This window comes from Methylobacterium ajmalii, from assembly GCF_036448855.1.
GTDB lineage: Bacteria > Pseudomonadota > Alphaproteobacteria > Rhizobiales > Beijerinckiaceae > Methylobacterium > Methylobacterium ajmalii.
The window spans coordinates 1-25,288 of the sequence record NZ_JAZFXT010000026.1; the positions used below are offsets into that span (position 1 = coordinate 1).

General features: G+C 67.6%; 20 protein-coding genes, 2 tRNA genes and 3 pseudogenes. 10 read left to right on the top strand and 15 right to left on the bottom strand.

What is annotated here, in order from left to right; translation table 11 throughout:
• Positions 1–296, top strand: a 296-nt coding sequence (locus tag V3T34_RS11630) for a transposase (RefSeq protein ID WP_331369170.1), incomplete at its 5' end; no start/stop codon positions are given.
• Positions 297–470: 174 nt separating this feature from the next.
• On the opposite strand, the pseudogene V3T34_RS11635 reads toward V3T34_RS11630, so the two are convergent.
• From V3T34_RS11635 to V3T34_RS11670, 8 genes and pseudogenes are all read right to left on the bottom strand, one after another.
• Positions 471–1,809, bottom strand: a pseudogene (locus V3T34_RS11635) (mannose-1-phosphate guanylyltransferase/mannose-6-phosphate isomerase).
• Positions 1,810–2,262: 453 nt separating this feature from the next.
• The gene (gene fcl / locus V3T34_RS11640; RefSeq protein WP_331369171.1) at positions 2,263–3,207 is read right to left on the bottom strand and encodes a GDP-L-fucose synthase; all 945 of its coding nucleotides are present in this window, start codon (positions 3,205–3,207) and stop codon (positions 2,263–2,265) included.
• A 1-nt stretch (position 3,208) separates the two neighbouring features.
• Positions 3,209–3,652: pseudogene (locus V3T34_RS11645) on the bottom strand (GDP-mannose 4,6-dehydratase); the annotation flags it as partial.
• Entirely contained in the window at positions 3,553–4,095 is a 543-nt protein-coding gene (locus V3T34_RS11650) for a hypothetical protein (RefSeq protein ID WP_331369172.1), read from the bottom strand. The pseudogene V3T34_RS11645 and the gene V3T34_RS11650, both read right to left, overlap by 100 nt.
• 47 nt (positions 4,096–4,142) lie before the next feature.
• The gene (locus tag V3T34_RS11655) at positions 4,143–4,811 is read right to left on the bottom strand and encodes a class I SAM-dependent methyltransferase (protein WP_331369173.1); all 669 of its coding nucleotides are present in this window, start codon (positions 4,809–4,811) and stop codon (positions 4,143–4,145) included.
• A complete protein-coding gene (locus tag V3T34_RS11660) occupies positions 4,808–5,725 on the bottom strand; it encodes a glycosyltransferase (RefSeq protein ID WP_331369174.1) in 918 nt (305 codons plus the stop codon). Before V3T34_RS11660 ends, V3T34_RS11655 begins: the two co-directional genes overlap by 4 nt.
• A 233-nt stretch (positions 5,726–5,958) precedes the next feature.
• Positions 5,959–6,033, bottom strand: a tRNA-Thr gene (locus V3T34_RS11665).
• An 84-nt stretch (positions 6,034–6,117) separates the two neighbouring features.
• A tRNA-Thr gene (locus tag V3T34_RS11670) sits at positions 6,118–6,192 on the bottom strand.
• Between the two features lie 233 nt (positions 6,193–6,425).
• Between V3T34_RS11670 and V3T34_RS11675 the strand changes: the two genes are divergently transcribed.
• From V3T34_RS11675 to V3T34_RS11700, 6 genes are all read left to right on the top strand, one after another.
• Positions 6,426–7,415, top strand: a complete 990-nt coding sequence (locus V3T34_RS11675) for an ABC transporter ATP-binding protein (protein WP_331369175.1) — start codon at positions 6,426–6,428, stop codon at positions 7,413–7,415.
• A gap of 27 nt (positions 7,416–7,442) precedes the next feature.
• Positions 7,443–8,726 (top strand): ABC transporter substrate-binding protein, encoded by a 1,284-nt coding sequence (locus V3T34_RS11680; protein WP_331369176.1) that lies wholly within the window; start codon positions 7,443–7,445, stop codon positions 8,724–8,726.
• The gene (locus V3T34_RS11685) at positions 8,723–9,676 is read left to right on the top strand and encodes an ABC transporter permease (RefSeq protein ID WP_331369177.1); all 954 of its coding nucleotides are present in this window, start codon (positions 8,723–8,725) and stop codon (positions 9,674–9,676) included. Before V3T34_RS11680 ends, V3T34_RS11685 begins: the two co-directional genes overlap by 4 nt.
• A gap of 3 nt (positions 9,677–9,679) precedes the next feature.
• Entirely contained in the window at positions 9,680–10,579 is a 900-nt protein-coding gene (locus V3T34_RS11690; RefSeq protein WP_331369178.1) for an ABC transporter permease, read from the top strand.
• A gap of 161 nt (positions 10,580–10,740) precedes the next feature.
• Positions 10,741–11,901 (top strand): glycosyltransferase family 61 protein, encoded by a 1,161-nt coding sequence (locus V3T34_RS11695; protein ID WP_331369179.1) that lies wholly within the window; start codon positions 10,741–10,743, stop codon positions 11,899–11,901.
• A 144-nt stretch (positions 11,902–12,045) separates the two neighbouring features.
• Positions 12,046–15,915, top strand: a complete 3,870-nt coding sequence (locus V3T34_RS11700) for a rhamnosyltransferase WsaF family glycosyltransferase (RefSeq protein WP_331369180.1) — start codon at positions 12,046–12,048, stop codon at positions 15,913–15,915.
• A gap of 105 nt (positions 15,916–16,020) precedes the next feature.
• Here the strand turns inward: V3T34_RS11700 and V3T34_RS11705 are convergent, their stop codons facing one another.
• From V3T34_RS11705 to V3T34_RS11720, 4 genes and pseudogenes are all read right to left on the bottom strand, one after another.
• Positions 16,021–16,737: an MgtC/SapB family protein gene (locus V3T34_RS11705; protein WP_331369181.1), complete on the bottom strand. Its 717-nt coding sequence runs from the start codon at positions 16,735–16,737 to the stop codon at positions 16,021–16,023.
• Positions 16,738–17,007: 270 nt separating this feature from the next.
• A pseudogene (locus V3T34_RS11710) lies at positions 17,008–17,487 on the bottom strand (NUDIX hydrolase); the annotation flags it as partial.
• Between the two features lie 321 nt (positions 17,488–17,808).
• Positions 17,809–18,270 (bottom strand): MarR family winged helix-turn-helix transcriptional regulator, encoded by a 462-nt coding sequence (locus tag V3T34_RS11715; RefSeq protein ID WP_060845231.1) that lies wholly within the window; start codon positions 18,268–18,270, stop codon positions 17,809–17,811.
• Between the two features lie 186 nt (positions 18,271–18,456).
• Positions 18,457–18,804 (bottom strand): hypothetical protein, encoded by a 348-nt coding sequence (locus V3T34_RS11720; RefSeq protein WP_407942695.1) that lies wholly within the window; start codon positions 18,802–18,804, stop codon positions 18,457–18,459.
• A gap of 288 nt (positions 18,805–19,092) precedes the next feature.
• Here V3T34_RS11720 and V3T34_RS11725 point away from each other — a divergent pair, with 288 nt between their 5' ends.
• Complete coding sequence (locus V3T34_RS11725) at positions 19,093–19,992, top strand: C40 family peptidase (protein ID WP_060845233.1); 900 nt, start codon at positions 19,093–19,095, stop codon at positions 19,990–19,992.
• 210 nt (positions 19,993–20,202) lie between these two features.
• The gene (locus tag V3T34_RS11730; protein ID WP_305078949.1) at positions 20,203–20,844 is read left to right on the top strand and encodes a helix-hairpin-helix domain-containing protein; all 642 of its coding nucleotides are present in this window, start codon (positions 20,203–20,205) and stop codon (positions 20,842–20,844) included.
• Between the two features lie 10 nt (positions 20,845–20,854).
• Here the strand turns inward: V3T34_RS11730 and V3T34_RS11735 are convergent, their stop codons facing one another.
• Positions 20,855–21,625, bottom strand: coding sequence for a potassium channel family protein (locus tag V3T34_RS11735; protein ID WP_305078948.1), 771 nt, complete (start codon positions 21,623–21,625; stop codon positions 20,855–20,857).
• 293 nt (positions 21,626–21,918) lie between these two features.
• On the opposite strand from V3T34_RS11735, the gene nhaA reads away from it, so the two are divergent.
• On the top strand, positions 21,919–23,115 hold the full coding sequence (gene nhaA / locus V3T34_RS11740; RefSeq protein WP_305078947.1) for a Na+/H+ antiporter NhaA: 1,197 nt from the start codon (positions 21,919–21,921) through the stop codon (positions 23,113–23,115).
• Positions 23,116–23,337: 222 nt separating this feature from the next.
• Here nhaA and V3T34_RS11745 read toward each other — a convergent pair whose 3' ends face one another.
• Positions 23,338–24,300 (bottom strand): CobW family GTP-binding protein, encoded by a 963-nt coding sequence (locus tag V3T34_RS11745; RefSeq protein WP_305078946.1) that lies wholly within the window; start codon positions 24,298–24,300, stop codon positions 23,338–23,340.
• Positions 24,301–24,374: 74 nt separating this feature from the next.
• Positions 24,375–25,193 carry a creatininase family protein gene (locus tag V3T34_RS11750; RefSeq protein WP_305078945.1) on the bottom strand — a complete coding sequence of 273 codons (819 nt, stop codon included), beginning with the start codon at positions 25,191–25,193 and terminating at the stop codon, positions 24,375–24,377.
• Positions 25,194–25,288 lie beyond the last annotated feature (95 nt).

Genomic DNA, 25,288 nt, shown 5'->3' on the forward strand with positions numbered 1-25,288 from the left:
GGCGTGGACGCCCCCGCCAGCGCCCCGACAAGCTGCACGCCGACAAGGCCTATGATGCCAGAGCGCGGCGTCGGGAGTGCCGGGCACGCGGGATCAGACCGCGGATTGCCCGGCGCGGTATCGAGAGAAGCGACAGGCTCGGGCGGCATCGCTGGGTGGTCGAGCGCAGCCACGCCTGGTTCAACCGTGCCCGCCGCTTGCCCGTCCGCTATGAGCGGCGCGCCGACATCTACGAGGCTTTCACGCTCCGGCAAGCCAGCCTCATCACCCTCCGCCAGTTCAGGCGGTTCTGTTAAACGCTCCAAGTGGGCTGCGGGCCTTATCCGCTCCCCTTTGTTCCCAACTCGACCCGTGTGCGATCCGTGCTGGATGGTCACGCCGCGCTGGTATCACGACCTTCCGCCCCTCGCGAGCAGACGCCGACCAGCGACAACGTGGATGGCAAAGCCACGACCATGTCGTACGAAGGATTATGCCGTTTGGCTCCCCTGCCGGCCGTAGACGTCCTCAATACGAATGATGTCGTCCTCGCCTGTGTAGCTCCCGACCTGGACCTTGATCAGGTCGAGCGGGATCTTGCCCGGGTTGGCCAGACGGTGCACGCACCCGATCGGCAGGTGCGCCGCCTCGTTCTCGTGCACCAGCCGCACCACACCGTCCACCGTCACCTCCGCCGTGCCCCGCACCACCACCCAGTGCTCGGCCCGGTGATAATGCTTCTGCAGCGACAGCCGGCCGCCCGGCTTCACGGTGATCCGCTTCACCCCGAACCGGCCCCCGATGTCGATGCGCTGGTAGGAGCCCCACGGACGGTACATCAGCCGGTGGGCATCTGCCTCCGGCTCGCCCCCCTCGCCGCAGGGTCTCGACCAGGCCCTTCACCTCCGCTCCGGCGCTGCGGCTCGTCACTAGCACCGCGTCGTCGGTCGCCACCACCACCACGTCGTCGAGGCCGACCACCGTGGTCAGGATCTCGCCGGAGGAATGGACCAGGCTGTTGCGGGTGTCGTGCACCGCCACGCGGCCGCGCAGCGCGTTGCTATCGGAGTCCCGAGCCGAGATCTCCCACAGCGCACCCCAGGTGCCGATGTCCGACCACGGGAAGCTCACCAGCAGCACGCCGGCCCGGCTAGTCCGCTCCATCACTGCGTAGTCGATCGAGATCTGCGGTGCCCGCGCGAAGGCCGCCGCGTCCAGGCGTACGAAGTCGAGGTCGCGGGTAGCCGTCGCGACGGCCTCGCGGGCGGCCGCGAGCACCGCCGAGGCGCGGGCCTCGAGTTCGTCGAGCATGACGTCGGCGCGGAACAGGATGTAGCCGCCGTTCCACAGGGCGCCCGCGGCGATCAGGTTGGTGGCGCAGGATGCGTCTAGCTTCTCGAGGAAGCGGGCGACGGCATGGGCGCAGGCCTCGCCGGGCAGCGTATGGCCGGGCTGGATATAACCGTATGCGGTGGAAGGGTGGGTTGGCGCAATGCCGAGCGTCATGATGTGACCGGCGCGGGCGGCGCGGACGGCGGCGGCGAAAGCCGCGTCGTCGCTGATCGCGTGGTCAGCGGGCAGGATCAGCAATAGGGCTTCGGAATCGCGGGCGGCGACGTGTAGCGTCGCGACCGCGACCGCCGGGGCGGAATCACGCCGGCACGGCTCAAGGAGGATGTTGGCCTCGATCTCGCCCTGAGCGAGTTGTTCGGCGACCAGGAAGCGGGTGTCGTTGGCGGTCACGACCGCCGGACGGGCGAAGGTGGCGGCGTCGGAGAGCCGCGCGGCGGTAGCCTGGAACGACGAACGCCCGGGCTCAGCGAGGGGGATGAACTGCTTGGGGAAGCTCTCGCGGGATGCTGGCTACAGCCGCGTCCCGAATCCGCCGCACAGGATCACTGGATAGACGAGATCAACGTAGTCACCGGTCATAACCTTCTCCTACTTGTGTATTAGCCTGCAGCGTCGCATGTCGGCTGGACCTCTGACTTGTCCTTTGCTTTGTTCGCTACGACGAGCGAATCCTTATCCGAGCGGCCGCTATGCCCACACGTGTTATCGACGACGTCATGATAGAATTTGAACCCGCCGCCCGGCCGCGGCGTTCTCCATAGGAACCGATCGGACCACGCTGGGCGACCGATCGTCGTGACAGACATGAAGAACGAGGTAGCCAAGGCCAACCTTCCGCCGGAGGAGCAGCTTTATCGCGGAGCGCCAGGTAGATCTCGTCGCTCGTATGACTGGGCTCCTTCGATCGTGGGAACGACGAAACCGAGTGCTTCAGCCCGCGCGGTGATCGAGGAACCACCGATAGGTGCTCGCAATCCCCTCTGAGAGGCCGATCCGGGGCCGCCATCCCATCGCGCGGATCATGTCACTCGACATCAGTTTGCGCGGCGTCCCATCCGGCTTCGAGGTATCGTATCGGATGCCACTCTCGTATCCGACCGTATCGCAGACCAGCTTGACGAGACCGCTGATCGGGATGTCCTCGCCGCTTCCGACGTTGACGTGCTGGTCGCCCGAATAGGTCTTCATCAGGAAGACGCAGGCATCGGCGAGATCGTCGACGTGCAGGGATTCCCGCCGCGGCGAGCCTGTGCCCCAGACATGGATCTGCGGGTCTCGAGTCAGCTTAGCCTGATGGGTCTTGCGCATCAGCGCCGGCATGACGTGGCTGGAGGACAGGTCGAAGTTGTCGCTCGGACCGTACAGGTTGGTCGGCATCACGAAGATGTAATCTCGGCCATGCTGGCGCCGGTAGGCCTCGCAGAGCTTGAGCCCGGCGATCTTCGCCACGGCATACCACTCGTTCGTCGGCTCGAGGGAGCCGGTCAGTAGGGCGTCTTCCAGAATAGGCTGCGGCGCGAACTTGGGGTAGATGCAGCTCGAACCGAGAAAGAGCGGCTTCTCGACGTTGTTGCGGTGTGCCGCCTCGATGACGTTCATCTCAATAACAAGATTGTCGTAGAGAAAATCGGCCGGAAACTGCGAGTTGGCGAAGATGCCGCCAACCTTAGCGGTGGCCAGGAAGACGACGTCGGGCCGCCTGCGCGCGAACCAGTTCCGGACCGCGCCCTGCTCCCGCAGATCGACCTCGCAGCGATCCGCGACGAGGATCTCGCACCCTTCCGATTCCAGGCGCCGCACAATGGCGTAACCGACCATCCCGCGATGACCGGCCACGAAGGCCCTCTTCCCCGAGAACGGGAATTGCTTGCTCATCCTACACGCCTTTCGCGATCGGAGCGTCCTTCATGACGACCAGATCCGCCTCGACCATCTCCCGCGCGAGTTCGCGAGCCGACGTCTCATGCGTCCAGTTCAGCTTATCTCGGGCTTTGGATGGGTCCCCGAGTAGCAGGTCGACCTCGGTCGGCCGGAAGTAGCGGGGGTAGCTCTCGATTAGGCATCGCCTGGAGGACGTGCAATAGTCCTTCTCATCGACGCTGCTGCCCTCCCATCGTAGGCCGATATCGACTGCCGAGAACGACCATTCCACGAAGTCGCGCACGGTCGTCGTCTCGCCCGTGGCGAGCACGTAGTCGTCCGGCTACTCCTGCTGCAGCATCAGCTTGATGGCCGCGGCCGCGCGGATGATCTTTCGCGTAACGAAGGTTTCGCCGCGCAGAGGGCTCTCGTGGTTGAAGAGAATGCCGTTCGAGGCATACCCACGGGCGCCAGCACGAAGCAGACCAGGCCCGCCATCACGGCGCAGCCGAGGCGCACGAGCCGCGCCTCCGTCGGCCGCAGGGCGTCGTGGGTCAGGACCCCGACGAGGAACGCCGCCGCGACCGTGGCGCCGAGGCTGACGAGGCGGCCGGAGAGGAGTTCTTCGAGGCCTGCCGCCCGGGCGAGCAGGCCGGCGGCAAGGTGATAGACCGGCGGGTAGTGGTAGACGAGGGCGGGAAAGACCCCGAGCGGGGCATAGGCGCGGCCGGAAAGGACGTCGCGCATCTGCTGCCAGACGATGCCCTCGCCGTACTCGCCTCCGTAGGGGTAGTGCAGGATCGCCGCCCCCGTCCCTGCGAGGGACGCCGCCGCGAACACGAGCAGCGCGGCGCTGGCGGCGAGGATTGCCGTGGCGAAGACGGGGTGCAGGACCCGATCCAACGTCCGGCCCAGGACCCCGCCCGGGCTCCCGTGCGCTGCCCGCCCAGTCACGCCGCCTGCCCCGGGCGTGCCACGACCAGCATCTGCTTGCCGAGCGGCTTGACCGGCGACCTCAGGTAGGCGCCGATCAGGGCCGGCCAGACCGGCAGGCGCGACTTGATGGTGGGCGGCAGGAAGCGCGGGCGCACCTCCTCGACGACCCAGCCATGCGCGCGCAGGAAGTCCGGCAGGCTGTGGTGCGAGTAGACCGCGACGTGGGTGTAGTCGTCGAAGTACTCGGGGTAGGCGTAGCGATAGTTCGGCTGCAGCAGGGTCAGGCGGCCGCCGGGGGCGAGCACCCAGCGCAAAGCGACGAGGGTCTCGACGGCGACGTCCTGCGGCAGGTGCTCGAACAGGTTCGACGCGAAGGCGAAGTCGACGCATCCGGCCTCGATCGCGCCGAGGTCCGTGATCGAGGCCACCACCGCTTCGACACCGGGCGCGACGTGGTGCGCCAGACCGGGCCAGCGGTCGACCGCGATGCGCCGCTGGGCGGTCACGACGTTGATGAAGCTCGCATAGCCCGCCCCGAGATCGAGGACGCAGGCCTCCTGCGCGATGCTGTGGCGGAAGTGGTAGCGCCACAGGGCCCGCCACAGCACGTCGCGGCGCGGATCCTCGGCGAGGCGCGAGCCGTGGTAGTCGCCCTCGCCGCCCGGGCTGCCCTGGCCGCTCACGCGAGGCGCCGCCAGTCGGACAGAAGCCCGAGGATCATCCGCGAGCCGACGGTGAAGCTGCGCCAGTTGCTGACGTTGCCGCCCTTGCTCACGCCGATGCGGGAGTGGAACGTGACCGGGCATTCGATCAGGGTGAGGCCGCGGGCGAGCGCGGTATCGAGGAAGTGGGCGTTGAACTCGAGGTTGACGGCCGGGTCCAGCCCGTCGAGCAGCCCCGCCAGCGGCTCGCGCCGACACAGCTTGTAGGTCTTGCCGACATCCGTGACGGTGCCGCGCCCGAGATGCTTGGCCTCGAGCAGCTTGTCGACGAACAGATTGCAGTAGAACATGAAGGTGCTGAGCTGCGTCAGGTACTGACGCAGGGGCTCGATCATGCGGGTTCCGTTGACGATGTCGGCGTGCGGCGCGTAGGCGACCAGCTTGTCGATGTCGTAGGCGCGGAAGGTGGCGTCGCCCTCGCACAGCACCACGAGGTCGGTGTCGGTGTGGCGCACCGCCTCGGACAGGCAGCGGAACACGCAGCGCCCGTAGCCGCGCCGCGTCTCGTCGAACACGATCGCGCCGGCGTTCTGCGCCACCGTGAGGGTCCGGTCGCAGCTGGCGTTGCTCACCACGATCACCCGGGCAACGAGCGGGTGACTCAGGAAGTCGGCGACGGCACCGCCGATGCTGTTCTCGTCGTTGTAGGCTGTGAGCGCCACGGTCACGCGGGAGTCGCGCAAGGGCTCGAAGCGCGCCGGCACGTCGGGCTTCTTGCGCCGGAGCAGGCACGGAAGGTCGAACAGCGACAGCACGATGCCGGCGAGGATCGGGATCCCGCTGTACCACACCAGCGCCTCCGCGACCGGATCGAGCAGGGCGTGCAGGCGCAGCAGGTAGCGCAAGAAGATCAGCAGCACGCCGGCCAGGTACATCGCCCCCACCGAAGCAGAAGCACAGCACGCCGTATAGCAGGAACGGCGCGCGCAGGCCCGCGCGTGCGACGACCGATATGCCCATGCGGCTTTTGCTCCCCACCCGAGCGGCCGAGCGGCGGCCGTTGCGCAGCGACGATTGGCGGCCGGGGGTTAAGGCGAGCTTGAGCCGATCGCGCGCAGGGCACCGAAGCGCGAGGTGAGAGCGCGAAGACCGGGCGGGAAGGAGAGAATGGTGCCGCTGGGGAGGATTGAACTCCCGACCTCGTCATTACCAATGACGCGCTCTACCACTGAGCTACAACGGCGCGCCGGTGCCTCGCTGCCCTCCCGGAAGGGATCGGCAGCTGTCAGACACACCGAGCGAAATCTCGAGACTTTCACGGTGAAAATGGTGCCGCTGGGGAGGATTGAACTCCCGACCTCGTCATTACCAATGACGCGCTCTACCACTGAGCTACAACGGCCCGTCTGCGCCGCTCGTCCCGCCCGTGGCTTCAAGGCCGGGCGGTTCGGGATGCGCCGAAGACGAGCGGGGGGATAGCGGATCGCCCGGCGCATTGCAACAGGCTCGCGACCGGGAATTGCCGAGCCGGCTGCGCGGATCGGCGCCTGCGCCGCCGGCCCGGCCCCCGCTAGCGCTGGCCCGCACCTTGCTTGAGTTTTTGGCAAGGGCAGCACGCCGTGGGGGGCTTTCTCGTTGGACATCGAACTCGCCAGCCTGACCAAGCGCTACGGCGACACCGTCGCGGTTGACGGCATCAACCTGAAGATCCGCTCCGGCTCGTATTGCTGCCTGCTCGGCCCCTCCGGCTGCGGCAAGACCACGACGCTCCGGATGATCGCCGGGCACGAGACGGTGTCGTCGGGCGACGTGGTGATCGGCCCCAAGGCGGTCGGCGACCTGCCGCCGGCCCAGCGCGGCACCGCGATGATGTTCCAGAGCTACGCGCTGTTCCCCCACCTCACCTGCCGCGACAACGTCGCCTTCGGGCTGAAGATGCGGGGCGTCCCGAAGGCCGAGCGGATCAAGCGCGCCGAGGCGATGCTGGCGCTCGTCCAGATGGACCACCTCGCCGGGCGCCTGCCGGCGCAGCTCTCGGGCGGCCAGCAGCAGCGGGTGGCGCTGGCGCGTGCCCTCGTCACCGGCCCGAAGGTGCTGCTCCTCGACGAGCCGCTCTCGGCCCTCGACCCGTTCCTGCGGGTGCGGATGCGGACGGAGCTGAAGCGGCTGCAAAGCGAACTCGGCATCACCTTCGTGCACGTCACCCACAGCCAGGAGGAGGCGATGGCGCTGTCCGACCTCGTGGTGGTGATGAATGGCGGCCGCATCGAGCAGGCGGCCGATCCCCGCACGGTGTTCGAGCGCCCGGCCACCGCCTTCGTCGCCCGCTTCATCGGCGGCCACAACGTCATCGCAATGCCCGACCGGCGCATCGCCGTGCGGGCCGACCGGATGCGCCTCGGGGCGGAGGCTGGCCCGGAGGCGAGAAGCGCCCGCGTCGTCGCGGTCGAGTACCAGGGCAGCACCGTCCACGTGAGCCTGGAGGCGCCCGACCTCGCCGCCGAACCGAATGCGCCGCTCACGGCGATCCTGAGCGACCACGCCTATGCCGGCCACCCCCTCGCCCTCGGAGACACGGTGCGGGTGGGCTGGCCGGCGAACGAGGCCCACCGCCTCGACGCCTGACGACTTTCAAAGAGGGGAGAATCCACCATGACCGAGATGAAGACACCTCGCCTGTCGCGCCGCACGCTGCTGCAGGGCGCCGGCGCCGCGGCCGGCCTCGCCGCGGGCTCGGGCGTCATCACGGGCTTTCCGGCGATCATCGCCGCCGAGCCGGTGACGCTGCGCTACCTCGGCACCGCCGTGAACCAGAGCGGCGACATCGCCCGCAAGGTGAAGGAGGATCTCGGCATCACGATCGAGTACATCCCGGTCGTGACCGACGAGGTCTCGAAGCGCGTCGTCACCCAGCCGAACTCGTTTGACATCGTCGATTCGGAGTATTTCAGCCTCAAGAAGCTGATGCCGTCGGGCAACCTCGTCGGCATGGACGCGCGCCGGATCAAGAACGCCGACAAGATCACCCCGGTCTTCACCAAGGGCGAGGTGGTCGGCAAGAAGATCGGCGACCAGGGCACGGCGCCCAAGAAGGTGTTCTACCTCGAGGGCCAAACTTCGACCAAGTTCGCCTCGTCGCCGACCGAGTGGATTACCCTGATCCCGACCACCTATAATGCCGACACGCTGGGCATCCGGCCCGACCTGATCAAGCGCCCGATCACGTCGTGGAAGGAACTCCTGAACCCCGAGTTCAAGGGCAAAGCCTCGATGCTCAACATCCCGTCGATCGGCATCATGGACGCCGCGATGGTGGTGGAGGCCACCGGCGACTACACCTATCCCGACAAAGGCAACATGACGAAGGCCGAGATCGACCGCACCATGAAGGTGCTGATCGAGGCCAAGCGTGCCGGCCAGTTCCGCGCCTTCTGGCAGGACTTCAACGAATCCGTGAACCTGATGGCCTCGGGCGAGACGGTGATCCAGTCGATGTGGTCGCCCGCCGTCACCAAGGTGCGCTCGCAGGGCGTCGCCTGCACCTACCAGCCGCTGAAGGAAGGCTACCGCGCCTGGGCCACCGGCTTCGGCCTGCCCAAGACCCTGACCGGCAAGAAGCTCGACGCTGCCTACGATTTCATCAACTGGTTCCTGTCCGGCTGGGCCGGTGCCTATCTGAATCGCCAGGGCTACTACTCGGCGGTGCTGGAAACGGCAAAAGCCCACATGGAGCCCTACGAATGGGCATTCTGGATGGAGGGCAAGCCGGCCGAGAAGGACATCAAGGCGCCGGACGGCACCATCATGGAGAAGGCCGGCGCGCTGCGCGACGGCGGCTCGTTCGAGAGCCGCATGGGCGCCGTCGCCTGCTGGAACTCGGTGATGGACGAGAACACCTACATGGTCCGCAAGTGGAACGAGTTCATCGCCGCATGAGCAATGCGGCCACCTCCACTCACGCCCTCCCGGAGGCGGCACCAGCCGCCTTCACCCCCATGGGCCTCGCCGCCGCGACGCGCCGCCAGCGGCGGCTGGCCTATTGGCAGGCGATGCTGCTCGGGCTCGTCTTCCTCGTGTTCTTCGTGGTGCCGCTGGCGCTGGCCCTGGTCGTCAGCTTCTGGGAGTACAACGAGTACGAGATCATCCCGGCCTTCACGCTCCAGAACTACGCCGACGTGTTCGAGGGCTGCCTGTCGGGGGGTGACCTCTGCACCACCTTCCGGACCTACCTGTCGACGCTGAAGTTCTGCCTGCTCGGCTGGGCCGCGACGCTCACGATCGGCTTCACAGTGGCCTACTTCGTCGCCTTCCACGTCCGCTCGACGGCGATGCAGACGGTGCTGTTCCTGATCTGCACCATTCCGTTCTGGACCTCGAACGTGATCCGGATGATCGCCTGGGTGCCGCTGCTCGGCCGCAACGGGCTCGTCAACGACACGCTGATGGGTCTCGGCCTGATCCGCACCCCGATCGAGGGCCTGCTCTACTCCGATTTCTCGGTGGTGCTCGCCTTCATCCACCTGGATACGGTGTTCATGATCGTGCCGATCTTCAACTCGATGATGCGGATCGACCGCTCCTTGATTGAGGCGGCCAGTGATGCCGGCGCCACGCCCTGGCAGACGCTGTGGAACGTCATCGTGCCGCTGTGCAAGCCCGGCATCGCCATCGGGTCGATCTTCGTGCTCACCCTGATCATGGGCGACTTCGTCACCGTGGGTGTGATGGGCGGCCAGCAGATCGCCTCGGTCGGCAAGGTGATCCAGGTGCAGATGGCCTACCTGCAATTTCCCGCGGCCGCCGCCAACGCGGTGGTGCTGCTCGGCGCCGTGATGCTGCTGATCGCAGGCCTCACCCGCCTGATCGACCTGCGCCGGGAGCTCTGAGGCATGCGCCGCGACGGCCCCCGCCCCTTCTCGTTCTACGTGCTCGCCTCCGTCTTCGGGCTGTTCGTGCTCTTCCTGTACGGGCCGACCCTGACGATCCTGGCGCTCAGCTTCCAGGGACCGCAGGGCGGCCTCACCTTCCCGATGAACGGGGTCTCGACCTTCTGGTTCTCGCGCCTGTGGGCCGGGCTCGGCGTCGTCGACATCTGGGCGGCGTTCCGGCGCTCGCTGGCGCTCGGCCTCGTGGTGATGGGGCTCACCGTCACGATCGCGTTCTTCGCGGGGCTCGCTTTCCGCAAGGGCTTCCTCGGCCAGACGCCGCTGTTCTACGTCGCCGTGGCGAGCCTGATCGTACCCTCGATCGTGGTGTCGCTCGGCATCGGCCTCGAGTTCCGGCTGATCGACGAAGGGATCAAGGCGCTCGCCGCCCGGACCGGCTGGGGCTTTCTGCAGGACCACGGTACCGTGATGGGGCTGTTCACCTCAGGCTTGGGCGCGCACCTGACCTGGACCCTGCCCTTTGGCCTCCTCATCATGTTCGCGGTGTTCAACCGCTTCAACCCGGCCTACGAGGAGGCAGCCCGCGACCTCGGCGCCACCGGCCCGCAATCGTTGCGTCACGTCGTCGTGCCGATCATCCTGCCGTCGCTGGTCGGCGTGGCCCTGTTCGGCTTCACCCTGTCCTGGGACGAACTCGCCCGCACCAGCCAGGCGATCGGCGGGCGCAACACCCTGCCGCTCGAACTCCAGGGCCTCACCACCACGGTGACGACGCCGGAGATCTACGCGCTCGGCACCGTGACGACCGGCGTGTCGCTCCTCGTCATCGGGCTCGCCTTCGGCAGCTTCCTGGCGATCCAGCGTCGGCGCGCGAAGCGGGTGACGCTACCGGAAACCTGCTAGCGACGAAGCAGTAGCCGGGCCTCCGGTCATATTGTAGGAGAACCGTGTAACGGGCGGACGCTGAACTATGGCGGTTTCGCTCCACATGTTACCTCGCACGCTCGGATTTGTCGCAAAAATATAAAGTCTCGCTATCATCAAAATTCCCGCTGGAGCATTAAATGTCGAATATTTATAAGCATTTGAATGTCGATATTCAAGATGTAGATCCCAACACATGGAGTATACCAACGGATCGTCCCCAGAAAAATCTTCTATTGAGAATATTTTCAAACACCAATGTGTCTCCGCCAAATTGCTTTACGATTGGTAATAATAATGAAGAAATATCTTTTGCCGCCTATGAAAATAGCCGGGCACGGCACTCCGGCGATATCGGATTTTTCACCATGCACGATGTGGTTTTGCGCAATACTGGATATATTTTTCATGACGATCATCTGCTCTCGCATCCCGGAGTTATGTTGCCATACGTCAAAGGAATGATCGAAAATGGGCAAAGAGATGATTTCATTGATAGTGGCCCGCTCGTCACCCGTGAAATCGAAGGTCCAGTCGCTATTATCACAGCAGAAGCGCCGCAGATTTATGGTCATTGGTTACTGGATTACCTGCCACGACTTTGGCTTTTGAGGCGCTATCTACGCAATACGGGAGTGCGCATCGCCCTCCCACACTTGGTACCACGGTGGGCACGCGATATCATGCTAGATTACTTCGACATGAAACTCGAGGATTTTGTCTATTTTGATCAAGGGGCCGATCTTGTAAAGATTGATCACGCAATTATACCAACTTTCTTGCACGCAGCCCATGAATTCCATCCTATCATGAATGAATTTGTTGCAGACTTGGTAGATCGTTGCACAGGGACCAGCGATACAAGCGATACTGGGGAGCGCATCTATATATCTCGACATCTACAGCGTCAATCTACCTTGAGTCGCCGCCGTACGTTGCGCAACGAAGACGAAATTATGAAGATTGCGCAGGACTACGATTTTAATATTATATGTCCAGAGCAACTATCGTGGCAAGATCAAATTAAAATATTTAGCCGTGCGCGAGTCGTCATTGGAGAAGAAGGATCGGCAATGCACAATACTTTGTTTTCTCCTCCAGGATCCGTCATAGCAACCGTACCGCAAGGAAATCACGTTCAATTTTCCCTATCTTCATTGCGGAATCACTCGATCACATTCCTACCAGCCGTCGATTTATCTGATGCAAATGGCGAAGTATATTATCGAATCGACCGCGCACGTGCGACTGAGATGTTTCAGGAAGCGATTAGGCGGTTAGGCTCAGGGCCGAACTATTGATTAGCATTCGCCAATACGTTAGATCGCGGTAGAGATAACCACTGCTAACAACGCAGATTTGTAATGCGGATACACAGATCTGCGGTTGTGGCAACAGAGATTTTTTCGCCCTTGGACGTCACGGAAACCCGGCAGGTACATCGAATGACCGAAGGAAATGATTTCACCGACCATGGCTCGCACGAGATTGACGAATACAAAATAATATCATCTATTTTTGATGCATTTTGGTATATCAACTCATATCATGACGTTGCCGAACAGCACATCGATCCTATCGCTCATTATATCCAATATGGCGCCCGGGAAGGGAAAGATCCCATTTCGGTCTTCGACACCGACTGGTATGTGCAACGCTATCCGGATGTCGCCGACAGCCGATTGAATCCACTGGTTCATTATCTACTCGAAGGCGGTCAGCGGGGTTACGCTCCGCATCCTCTGTTCGATCCCGAGTGGTATGCATCGCAAGGCGATGTAAAAAATCCGGTTGCCCTGCTCGATTATCTGCAGGACATGGCAAACTGGCGCCGCTCGACCCACCCCTTGTTCGACGGGGCCTGGTATCTCGAGCATTACCAGGACGTCGCCCTGCATCAGCTCAATCCGCTGTGCCACTTTCTCCAGTCCGGCGCGCGCGAATTGCGTGATCCATCGCCGCTCTTCGTGACCCGCTGGTACTTCGAGCGTCATCCCGAAACCCTGGCGCACACCAAGAATCCCCTGGTCGACTACGTCGATCGGACGGACTTCCGGGGTCGGGATCCGAATCCGTTCTTCTTCAGCGAATGGTACCTCCTCATCAACGGCGACGTCTCAGCGAGCGAGGTCAACCCGCTCGTCCATTACGCGACGGCCGGATGGCGGGAGGGCCGCAACCCGACGCCTTACTTCGATACGGCCTGGTACCGTGCTCGCTACCCCGAGGTCGAGCAGCGGAAGATCGACCCCCTGACGCATTTCCTGCGCATGGGCGGCAAGGAGGCGGGGTACATCACCTGTCCGGTCGACCGGCACACCCACGATTGCGACGCGCTCGACATCCCCTATGAGATCGTCCGGGCACCGGCCAGCCTAGCCGACCGCGACGTCTGCCTGTTCGTCGCGTACTCGGCCGAGGGGCGAATCGAGGACTACGTCGTTTCCTACATGAAGGCCCTCCACCGCGAGGGCCTGTCGATGATTCTGGTCATCGTCACGGAGGGCATGAGCGAGCCGATCCCGGCGACGCTCGACTTCATCGACGGCATCCTCATCCGCACCAACCATGGCTGGGACTTCGCCGCCTGGGCAACCGCCCTCGCGGCGTTCCCGGATATCTGGCGTGCCCGCATGGCCATCCTGGCCAACGACAGCGTCTACGGGCCGACCGATCCAGCAGGGCTCGCCGCGGTCCTGAGGTTCTGCCGGGAGAGCGACAAGGACATCGTCGCGCTGACAGACAGCCATCAGGTTCGCCGCCACCTGATGAGCTACTTCACGGCCGTCACGCAGTCGGGGTTGAAGAACCAGGCCATTCGCGAGTTCTGGAATAGCGTCCGCAGCAATCGCGACAAGTCGACCGTCATCCACGAGTACGAGATCCGGTCGATCGAGCGCTGGGACGGCGCGGACGTAACCTGGGACGTGATGTATCCGACGGCCGTCAGCGACGCCCTGCCAATTAATCCGACCCTGCGCGGCTGGCGGACCCTGGTCGAGAGCGGCTTTCCGTTCCTCAAGGTCCAGCTGTTGCGCGACTTCGCATCCGAGATGGATGCAGAGGACTGGGCCTCGAGCTTCTCAGGCAATCCCGAGCTCGTGCCCCTGATCGCGAGCGACCTGGAACGCCGCCGCCATCGCTTCGTGCCGCCGTTCCGCCCGGTCCCCAACCCGAAGCAGCGCTACATCCAGAGCGATCATCTTACCACGTATTACGGCGCAACGACCAGCGTGCGCCCGAGCGACGAGACCGATCTCGCCCTCGAGGTTCCCTTCCGCCCGGTCGGCGATGCGCCGTACGCGCTGCCGGAGAGGGTGGCGGTCATCGCCCACATCTTCTACCCGGATCTCGCTCCATCGCTGCTCGACGCGCTGCGCCGCATCCCGGTTCCAGCCGACATCTACATCTCGACTGACAGCGAGGCGAAGCAGGTCGCGATCCACGCGGCCTTCGAACACTACGACAACGGCCGGATCGATGTCCGCGTCTTCCCCAACCGTGGCCGCGACATCGCGCCGATGCTCATCGGCTTCGCGGACGTCTTCAAATCGTACGAGATCTTCCTCCACATTCATTCCAAGAAGTCGCCCCACGACAGCGCCTTCGCCGATTGGCGCGAGTTCCTGCTCGACAATCTGCTCGGATCCCCGGACGTCGTCCGTTCGATCCTGCATGTTCTGCACAACCATGACGTCGGCGCGGTGTTCTCGCAGCACTTCGCTCCGGTTCGGCACCTTCTGAACTTCGGCTACAATTTCAGCACGATGCGCGACCTGCTCGGTCGCTGCAGCGTGACGCTGACGCAGGACATGGTGCTCGAGTTCCCGTCGAGCTCGTTCTTCTGGATGCGGACCGCGGCGATCCGGTCCCTCCTCGATCTCGGCTTGACGTGGTCGGACTTCCCGGAGGAAGCAGGCCAGGTCGACGGGACGCTGGCGCACGCGATCGAGCGCTCGCTTCTCTACCTGACCGAGTCCGCGGGGCTTCGCTGGGCGAAGGTCGGGCGGCCGTGGAAGGTGCCGTTCGAGATGCTGGTGCCCGTGCAGGGCGTCGGTCAGGTCGAGGACGCCCTGGCGCGCGTGCATCGCCCGTTGCTGAACAACCGCGTGACGCCGCTCAAGGAGGCGACCCTCATCTCGGAGGTGAACAACGTCTTCGCGCGCCGCGACCCGAATCCGCGGCCGCGCCTGACGGTGATCGTGCCGACGCTCCAGCCGATCAAGACGTTCGGCGGGTTGACGACGGCCCTGCGCTTCTTTGCCGACCTCGGCAAGCGGATGGGCGACGACGTCGACCTGCGGATCGTCAGCATCTCGGAGCGCATCGACCTCGTTTCGATGCTGGCCTTCCCAGAGTACCGCCTGCTGCCGATCTCGGCGGTGTCGGACGATCATCCGCGCGTCGTCGTGGATGCCAGCGAGCGACAGCGCGGCTTCCTGAGCGTGCGGCGCAACGAAATCTTCGTCGCGACGGCGTGGTGGACCGCGGCCGCCGCCTACGCTCTCCAGGAGGACCAGGCGAGGCTGCATGGGCGCAAGCTCCCGGTCGTGTACCTGATCCAGGACCACGAGTCGTATTTCTATCCGTGGTCGAGCCGTTTCGGCATCGCGGAATCGACCTACGGCCGGACGCAGGACACCGTCGCGGTTCTGAACGCTGAGGAATTCGCGAACTACTTCTCCGAGCGCTACGGGCTGTCGAAGGCGTACGTTCTGCCCTTCGCGCTGAACCCGGTGATCGAGGCCGCCCTCACCGCCCAGCCGCGCGAGCGGATCATCCTGGTCTATGGCCGGCCGTCGGTGGACAGGAACTGCTTCCCGCTGATCTGCCAGGCGCTCGGATTGTGGCAGCGGGCGGATCCGATCACCGCGAGCCGGTGGCGGATCCTCTCGGCAGGCGAGAGCTTCGATCCGCTTACCGTCTCACAGGTTCGCAACCTCGAGGTGCGCGGAAAGCTCAGCCTAGCCGAGTACGCCGAGCTGCTGAGCACCGCGAGCGTCGGCCTGTCGCTGATGGTCTCGCCGCACCCGAGCTATCCCCCACTCGAGATGGCGTTCGCGGGATTGCACACGATCACCAACGCCTATGCCAACAAGGACCTCTCGCTGCGTTCGAAGAACATCGAATCGGTTGCCCACCTCGACGCGTCCGTGATCGCGGACGCGCTGGGAGCGGCCGTGGCGAAGGCGGAAGCGGTGATCGGCACGATCGTCCATCCCGCGCCGCTCGACGGCATACCGTGCGAGGTGCCGACCTACGACGGCGACGATCTGGCGGGCTACCTTAGATCCGCCATGTCGGCCGCTGTATAGGTGCCCCGCCGCCGCCGCCCCGGGGCGGCGGCGGCGATCTCGGCTCGGCGAGAGGGCCCGTTGCCGCCGGTGCGGCCGGTTCCGCGTTCGGTCGAGCGGGCGCCGTCAATCCGTCGTCCGGACCGTCCAGGTCGCTCGGCGGATTCCCTCGGCCGCCCCGAGGCGGGCGATCACCGCTTCGATTTCCTCCGGCTCGATCGCGGTGCTGACCAGTGTGGCGACCACCTCGACGTCGTCATCGCCGCGCTCCTCGACATCGACCTCGCTCACCGGATAGTGGGCGGCCTCCAGGCGCTCGACCAGGAGGTCGCGCACCTCGGACAGGCGGTCGGTGTCGGTGGTGGCGCGGACCTCGTAGGTCGCCTCGGCGTCGCGCTCGTCGATCGGGATGCGGTTGATGGCGTTGACCAGGGGCCGCAGCAGGGTGTTGCCGGCGAGCACCGCGGCGGTGACGAGGGCGGCCTCGGCGGCGAGGTCGACGCCCGAGAGTGCCCCGACGGCAGCCGAGCACCACAGCGTCGCGGCGGTGTTGAGGCCGCGGACGTTCATGCCCTCCTTCATGATCACGCCGGCGCCCAGGAACCCGACGCCCGAGACCACGTAGGCGACGATGCGGATCGCCCCGTCGGCGTGGCCGATGCGCATGCCGAGATCGGTGAAGGCCGCCGCCCCCACCGCCACCAGCACGTTGGTGCGCAGGCCCGCCGTGCGCTGGCGGTACTGGCGCTCCGCTCCGATCAGGGTGCCGAGCACGAAGGCGCAGAACAGGCTCAGGACCGAGTTGAGGAATTCGCCGGCCTGGAAGGCCTGGATGATCGCCATCGCGTCCGCACTCGTCGGGAGGGAGCCGCCGGGTCGGCCCCCGCGGGAAAGCCTGCCGCTATAGCGGAGCCGTATGACGGCCCGATAGCACCGTTGCCGTCAGGGCGCGCGGCCGGCCGGCCCCTTGGCGGCGGAGCCATTGCCGCCGGATTCCCGGCTGGTCGATGCCTTAGCGGCAGGCCTCTTCGCGGAGGCTTCCCGGGCAGAAGCGTCCTTGGCGACCGCGTCCTTGGCCGCGGAGCCCGCATGCGCGGCGGCCTTGACCTTCGCCTTGGCCTTGGCGCCGTCCGCGCCGGCCGCCCGGATCAGGGCGGCGAGCCCGGCCTCGGTCACCGCCTCCGCCGCGTCCGGCACGCTGAACCAGCGGCAGTCGCGCTCGTGCTGCTCGGGCCAGGTTTTGAGCTGCTTGCGCACCTCCAGCCGGAAGACCTGGACCTGGCACAGCACCGTGTCGCGGCTCTTCAGGCGCTTCTGGTAGAAGTAGCTGCCGAGCGCCCGCCGGCCGACCCGGCCGATCAGCCCCGCCTCCTCGTAGGCCTCGCGGGCGGCAGCCTCGTAATTCTTCAGCCCCTTCATCGGCCAGCCCTTCGGCACCACCCAGCGCCGGGTCTCCCGGGAGGTGATGAGCATGACCTGCATCTCGCCGCCCGGCAGGGTCCGGAGCGGCAGCACGCCGACCTGGCGGCGCGGCTCGCCGTTGCGCTCCGACCAGCCGGTCAGGGCGCCCGCCAGGGCCTTGAGGCTCCTCATGCGCCGGCCCGGCCGGCGGCGATGCGGCGTCCCGGGCGAGGACGGGTGCAGGTCACGGGTGTCACGTCGCGGCGCACTCGCAAGGGGTCCGGTCGGGAGCGGGAGACGGCGTAGGCGGGAGGACGATCGCGAGGATCTCGCCCGCGCGGAATGGCCCACGCGGATCGAACCCAGGCGAGTCGGCCCTCGGGGACGCGCGGCCTTCCGCTCCCCCTCGCGGCGGGCGGCGTCTTCCCGTCCGTCCCTTTAAACGGGATGCGGCGCGGTGCTCAAGCAGGATTTGTTAACCGGCAAAACAAACCGCCGCGGGGTCCGTCGCCTTCAGGCCTCGCCGCCCAGGGTGGCGATGAGCACGTCGAGGCGGGCGCGCAGGTCGGCGATCTCGCCTTCCGTCATCTGCAGGGTCTCGACGATCGACCGGCGCACCTCGACGGCCTGCTCCTCGAGGGCGTGGCCCTCCTCGGTCAGGCTGATCTCGACCTCGCGCTCGTCGGCCTGGCGCCGGGTGCGGCGGACGAAGCCGGCGGCCTCGAGGCGCTTGAGCACCGGCGTCAGGGTTCCGGAATCGAGGCGCAGGCGGCGGCCGATGTCGGAGACGGTCAGGCCGTCGTTCTCCCACAGCACGATCAGGACGAGGTACTGCGGATAGGTCAGGCCCAGCCGCTCGAGCAGCGGCCGGTAGCACTTCGTCATGCGGTGGGAGGCCGCGTAGAGCGCGTAGCAGAGCTGGTTGTCGAGCCGCAGAGCGGTCACGCCTGACAGGACAGGCTCGAAAGAGTTCATGGTCTCACCATACCGACGGCAATCGGACGCCGCCCTCGCCGAAGGATTGTCGAGCCGCCAGCCTATCATGGCGGGGCGGCCCGCCGAAATCGCACCGATGCGTTCGATGGTGGACAATACTCTCTCGAATGCAACTCCTTGTGCAACAGCACAGGATGATGGGCGGGCCGGCGGTGGCCGCAGACCTCAGCGGCGCCCGTCGAGCGGCGGGCGGATCCGGCGCTCGACCATGGGCCGGGTGGCCCGGCGCTCGACGATCACCGTGCGGGGGCCGCGCAGGCCGCTGCCGGTGCTGATGATCCGCTCGGGCGAGCGCTCGGCCTTCGGCTTGGCCGCCTGGGCCTGGGCCGCCTGGAGCACGTGCGGGCGCACCTCGTCGGGGGACAGGCCAATCAGGCCTGCGGCGATCTCGACCTGCTGCTCGACGTCGTCGGCGAGGTCCTGGGCCGCGGCCACCGCCTCGGAGACGGTCGGCGGCTCCTTGCGCACCCGGATGGGCGGCAAGTTGCGGGGCTTGTCGGTCGGCTTCTTCACGGTGCGGCTCATCATCATGGGCTGACCATAGCGCAGGCACGGCGATTGTTGCAGTGCAACACGTGCATGTCCAACCCGGCGCGGCCGGAATGGTTGCCCGGGCCGCCGGCGCGGTTCCGCAGGGTTCGGAAGGTAACCGCACGCCGCCGCCGCGAAAATTCGACTTGTGCCCGGGTCGGACCCCACCTCGGGCATAACGTCGCAGGAGCGATCCGAAACGTCCTGATTCCCGTCGGCGCCCGGTCCGGCTTGCTCCCGGCGGCCCGGCTTGAGAGACTGGCCGGCACCATGACCGCCCCCTTCTCCGCCGACGCCCCCCTCGATCCGCGCCTGACGCCGGCCCGGCCCGACCTCGCCGACGAGCGCCTGCGCGGGCGGGTCGCGGCGGACCGCTACGTCGCCGGGACGACGCACCGGATCCGCGTCCCCGTGGCGCCCCTGCGCCGCGCGCCCGATCCCGCCGCAGCCCTCGACAGTGAGGCGCTGCTCGGCGAGGCGGCAACCGTCTACGAGGTCCGCGACGGGTTCGCCTTCGCGCAGCTCTCGGCGGACGGCTATGTCGGCTACCTGCCGGCCGAGGCCCTCGGGCCGGTCGATCCGGCCCCGACCCATCGGGTCTCGGCCCTGCGGACCTTCCTGTACCCGGCCGCCGACCTGAAGCGGCCCGTCGTCGGGGCGCTCAGCCTCGGCGCCCGGGTGGCGGTCGCGGGGCGCGAGGGCGCCTATGCGCGCCTCGCCGACGGCCGCTTCGCCTGGGCCGGGCACCTCGCCGCCCTGGACGCGGTCGAGCCGGACGTCGCCGCGACGGCCCTGCGCTTCCTCGGCGTGCCCTATCTCTGGGGCGGGCGCAGCAGCCTCGGGCTCGACTGCTCCGGGCTGGTGCAGACCGCGCTCGCCGCCGCCGGGATCGCGGCGCCGCGCGACAGCGACCAGCAGGAGGCCGCCCTCGGCGAGGCGGTGCCGGTCACGGCGGACCTCGCCGGCCTGCGGCGGGGCGACCTGGTGTTCTGGCGCGGCCATGTCGGGATGATGCTCGACGAGGCCCGCCTGATCCACGCCAACGGCCACCACATGGCGGTGGCGATCGAGCCGCTCGCCGAGGCGGAAGGCCGCATCCGTGCCGGGCGCACGGGGCCCGGGACCGGCGACGGGGCGATCCGCGCGATCCGGCGCACGATCGCCGCCTGACGCCCGCCGAGAGACGTCGCGCCCCGCGACACCGGAGGAAACCGGCCCGGTGCGCGTCGAATCGCGCGTGCAAATCCGTGGACATCGCACGGAATGGAGCTCGGGCGGGGCTGGCACCACCTCGCCTCCGCCATCACCTGCGATAGACTGTGACGCAAGGGACCGCCTCGCGCGGCCCGCTCCCTCGAGCCTTGAGGACACCCGCCCGCGATGCTGACCGGTTCGGCCATCACCCGCGCCCTCGTCATCGTCGTGCTGGCAGCCGGCCTCGCCGGCCTGTGGCAGGTCCTGATGCCGCGCGCGACCGGCCCCCACCTCTCCGAGCCGCCCAAGGTGGATGCCGCCAGGGGCGATGCGGCCAAGGGAGATCCTTCCAGGCGGGTCGAGAGCGGGCGGAGCGCTGCGGCCCCGGCGACGGGCGAGACCGCGGACCCGGTGCGCTCGGTCTATCCCGGTCCGCGCCCGGCCGAGCCGTCGCCGCAGCGCCAGCCCCCGGCGGCCGAGGCGATGCCCGCCCCCGCTCCCGTGCCGGCTCCCGCCCCACCCGTTTCCACCCCTGCCGTTCCCGCCCCGAGCGCCGCCCCGGCGACGATGCCGGCCTCCACCCCTCCCCCGGTCTTCAGCCCGCCCTCGGTCGCGACGGCCGAGGAGCCCGCTCCCGCCCCGGCCGCCGCCGGCACCGTCGACCTCAACACCGCCAGCGTGGCCGAGCTGAACGGGCTGGGCGGCGGCATGATCGGCAAGGCGATCGTCGCCCGGCGGCCCTACGCCTCGCCGGGCGAGCTCCTGTCGAAGCGGGTCCTGAGCCGGGCGACCTACGAGAGGATCAAGGGCCAGGTCACGGTACGCTAGGGCGTCGGGATCAGTCGGCGCCCTCGTCGGGGATGTTCAGCACGGTGCCGCAGGCCTTGTAGTGCACGGCGTCCGGCTCGTGGCGCTGCAGCCCGCAGGTCGGGCAGGGAAAGCGCACCTTGTAGGGCCGGAACACCACCTGGGCGAGGCGGAAGAACAAGGTCACGCCGCAGATCATCACGACGACCGAGATGAGCCGGCCCGAGGGGCCCGGCAGGGTGATGTCGCCGTAACCGGTGGTCGTCAGCGACGTGACCGTGAAGTACAGCGCATCGACCGGGCTGCCGATCGCCGGGTTGCTGCCGGCCTGCGTGACGTAGACCACGCCGGTCATCACGAACACGAACACCACCAGGTTGGTGGCGGCCAGGATCGCCTCCTCGTGGCGCCGGAAGATCCCGCTGTCCCGGCGCAGCCGGTCGAGCAGCTGATAGGTGCGCAGGAGCCGCAGCGTGCGCAGGATGCGCAGGAATCCGACGCCCTGCACGAACATCGGCGCCAGGAACGAGGCGATCGCCACCACGTCCGTCCAGGTGCCCAGGCGCAGGAACTCGCGCGCCGGCGCCCGGCTGATCGCCAGGCGGCCGGCGAAGTCGGCCAGCACCCCGAGGCCGAGGACCACGTCGCCGACGGCGACCCAGGGCGAGAGCGGCAGGAACGAGGTTGCGATCACGAAGGCGACCGTCGCGACGTCGAAGGCAAGCAGGGCGTACCGGAAGCGGTGCGCCCCGTCGGTGTCGCCCTCGTAGAGGGCGCGGAGTCTGGCGGTAAGGGCGGTCATGGATCCGGTCGGGCGGGCGAGGGCCGCCCCATACCGCATCCGGGACGCCGACGCCCGTTGCGCGCCGGCCCCGTCGATGGGATACGGAGGCCAAGGTGTGCGGTCCCGGCGCGGGGCTTGCAGGTTCTCTGCCGTTGGTCGGGCCGCCAGCGGGGGAGACCCGTGCCCATGCCCCATCCTACCCTTCGCGGCGTCGATCCGGTCCCGGCGGCCGGCCCCGTGCCGGCTCCGACCCCCCCGGCGATCGGCCGGGCGTCGCCGAACCGTCCTTCCCGCGTCGGCACGGCAGCGGCATGAGCGGTCGGGTTCCCCTGCCGGTGCGCCGGCCGCTCTCGGCCCTGCGCACCATGCTGCACAACGAGGCCGGCGGCGGCCTCGTGCTGATGGCGAGCGCCGCCCTGGCGCTGGTCGTCGCGAACTCGCCCTGGGCTGAGACCTACTTCGCCGTCCTCGCGGCCCATCTCGGGCCGCTCTCGGTGCTGCACTGGATCAACGACGCCCTGATGGCGGTGTTCTTCCTGCTGGTCGGCCTCGAGATCAAGCGCGAGATGCTGGACGGGCGCCTGCGCACTTGGCCGGATCGCATCCTCCCCGGGATCGCCGCCCTCGGCGGCATGCTGATGCCGGCGCTGGTCTACGTCGCGGTCAACCAGCACTCGCCCGAGACCCTGCGCGGCTGGGCGATTCCCGCGGCCACCGACATCGCCTTCGCGCTGGGGGTGCTGGCGCTGCTCGGCTCGCGCGTTCCGGTCTCGCTCAAGGTCTTCCTGACCGCGCTCGCCATCATCGACGACCTCGGCGCGGTCCTTATCATCGCGGCGTTCTACACCGCCGATCTCTCGCTGCCGATGCTCGGCGGCGCCGGCCTGACGCTCGCCGTGCTCTACGGCATGAACAAGGCCGGGGTGGCGCGCCTGTGGCCCTACCTGCTGCTCGGCGCGGTCTTGTGGGTGTTCGTCCTGAAATCCGGCATCCACGCCACCATCGCGGGCGTGCTGGTGGCGCTGACGATCCCGCTGCGCCTCAGCGTCGGCAAGCCGGACGACCCGACCTCGCCGCTGCACATCCTCGAGCACGCCATCCACCCGTGGTCGGCGTTCCTCATCCTGCCGATCTTCGGGTTCGCCAATGCCGGCGTCTCGCTGGCCGGGTTCAGTCCGGCGATGCTGCTCGACCCTGTGACGCTCGGGGTGGCGCTCGGCCTGTTCGTCGGCAAGCAGCTCGGCGTGTTCGGGTTCGTGCTGGCCGTGGTCCGGCTCGGCTGGGCGCAGCGGCCGGCGCACGCGACCTGGCTGCAGGTTTACGGCGTGGCGCTGCTGTGCGGCGTCGGCTTCACGATGAGCCTGTTCATCGGCCTGCTGGCCTTTGCCGCGAGCCCCGCGCTCGAAGCCGAGACCAAGATCGGCGTGCTGGTCGGCTCGCTCGCCTGCATGGCGGCCGGGGCGCTGGTGCTGCGGCTGGCGCCGCGCGGGCCGGAGCGCAGGCCCTGATCGTCGGACCTGCTTGATCGTCGGACCTGCGGCCGAGCCGTGGACCGGACCGGCACCCCGGACGCGGATCGCGGGGCCCCCGCGCCGCGTCGGGGTGGCGGGCCCAACCCGACAGCGCGGCGATGCCGATGACCCGCGGCATGGCAGTCCGGCGCGCGAGCGCGCGCAGGATCGCCACAGCCGAACGATCGCTCGCTCCCGGTCGATCCGGGAGCGAGCGGCTCAGGCCCGGCAGGCCTCGAACCCCTTGCGGATCGCCTCCGGGTCGAGGTGGCGGCCGATGAAGACGACGCGGGACTCGCGCGGGTCGCCCGGCTTCCACTCGTCCTGCAGGTCGCCGTCGAGGATCATGTGCACGCCCTGGAAGACGAAGCGGCGCGGCTCGTCTGGGAAGCTGACGATGCCCTTGCAGCGCAGGATGTCCGGCCCCTGGACCTGGGTCAGGTCGGAGATCCACGGCATGAACTTGTTGGGGTCGACCGCGCCGGGCAGCCGGGCCGAGATCGACTGGATCTCGTCGGAATGGTGGTGGTGGTGCCCCTCCTCCAGGAACTCGGGCTCGATCTCGATGATGCGGGCGAGGTCGAAGGCGCTGCGGCCGAGCACCGTGTCGAGCGGCACGGCGCAGTGCTGGGTGCGGTGGATCTCGGCGGACGGGTTGAGGGCGCGGATCTGGCGCTCGACGCTGTCCAGGCCCGCCTCGTCGACGAGGTCGGACTTGTTGAGCAGGATCACGTCCGCGAAGGCGACCTGGTTCTTGGCCTCGGGGGCGTCCTTCAGGCGCTCGGACAGCCACTTGGCGTCGACCACCGTCACCACCGCGTCCAGGGTGGCGGCCTCGCCGACATCCTGGTCGACGAAGAAGGTCTGGGCGACCGGGGCCGGATCGGCGAGGCCGGTGGTCTCGACGATGATCGCGTCGAACTTGCCCTTGCGCTTCATCAGCCCGTCCATGATGCGGATCAGGTCGCCGCGCACGGTGCAGCAGATGCAGCCGTTGTTCATCTCGAACACTTCCTCGTCGGCGCCGACGACGAGGTCGTTGTCGATGCCGATCTCGCCGAACTCGTTGACGATCACGGCGTAGCGCTTGCCGTGCGGCTCGGTGAGGATGCGGTTGAGGAGCGTGGTCTTGCCGGCGCCGAGGTAGCCGGTGAGCACCGTGACGGGGATCTTGTCGGACATGCGGGAGGCTTCTTCTGCAACCGGACCGGGGGCGGGCGCCGCCGGGGCGCCGCGCGAGCCGGTGATATAGTGTGTCACTCGCCGCCGCGGGAGACCAAGGTCGGCGGAGGGAAAGAAGGCAGGGGAAAGCGGGCGACGTCGCGCAGGAGTTCGACGAAGGCCCGGGCGCCGTGATCGAGGAGGGCCCGCCCCGCCTCCGCGGTGCCGAGGCGCGCGTCGCCGATGGCGCCCGCGGGGTTCAGGTCCTGGGCGTGCCAGGCGAAGGCCGCCGGGCGGCCGGCCCGCAGGTGGGTATAGGTGCGCTCGATCTCCCGCGTCGCCGGCACGAAGTCGCGGATCGCGTCGCGGCGCACGAGGTCGGGGCGCAAGGCCAGCATCAGGGCGGTCTCGATCCCGCCGCCATGGATGCCGTGGCGCATCTCGTCCTCGGGAAACAGGCCCGGCGGAGTGCCGAAGCGGCTCCAGGCGGTCGTCACCGCGACCATCCCGTGCCGGCCGCGCAAGCCCAGGGCCACGAGGTCGACGAGCGCGCTGTTGCCGCCGTGCGAGGAGACGACGACGAGGCGCCGGCAGCCCGCCCGCGCCACCCCGTCGCCGATCTCGCCCCAGGCCCTCAGCGCCGTCTCGGGGGTGAGGGTCAGGGTGCCGGGAAAGTCGGCGTGCTCCGGCGACAGGCCGACCTGCTGGACCGGCAGCACCCGCACGTCGAGGCCGTCCGGGACGAGGGCCACGGCGCGCGCGAGGTAGCCCTCGGCGATGACGACGTCGGTCGCGAGCGGCAGGTGCGGCCCGTGCTGCTCCACGGCCGCGACCGGCAGCACCGCCACGGCGGCCCGGAGCGCGCCCGCGCGGCACTCCTCGGTGGTCAGGTCGCCCCAGGGCCGGGCCGGCATGCGCGTCTCCTCGCCATCTGTCCGTCGCCGGCAACATAAGCCGCGGCGGACCGAGCCGGAACCGGGGCCGCGTCATCCAGGCGTCACAGGCGGGC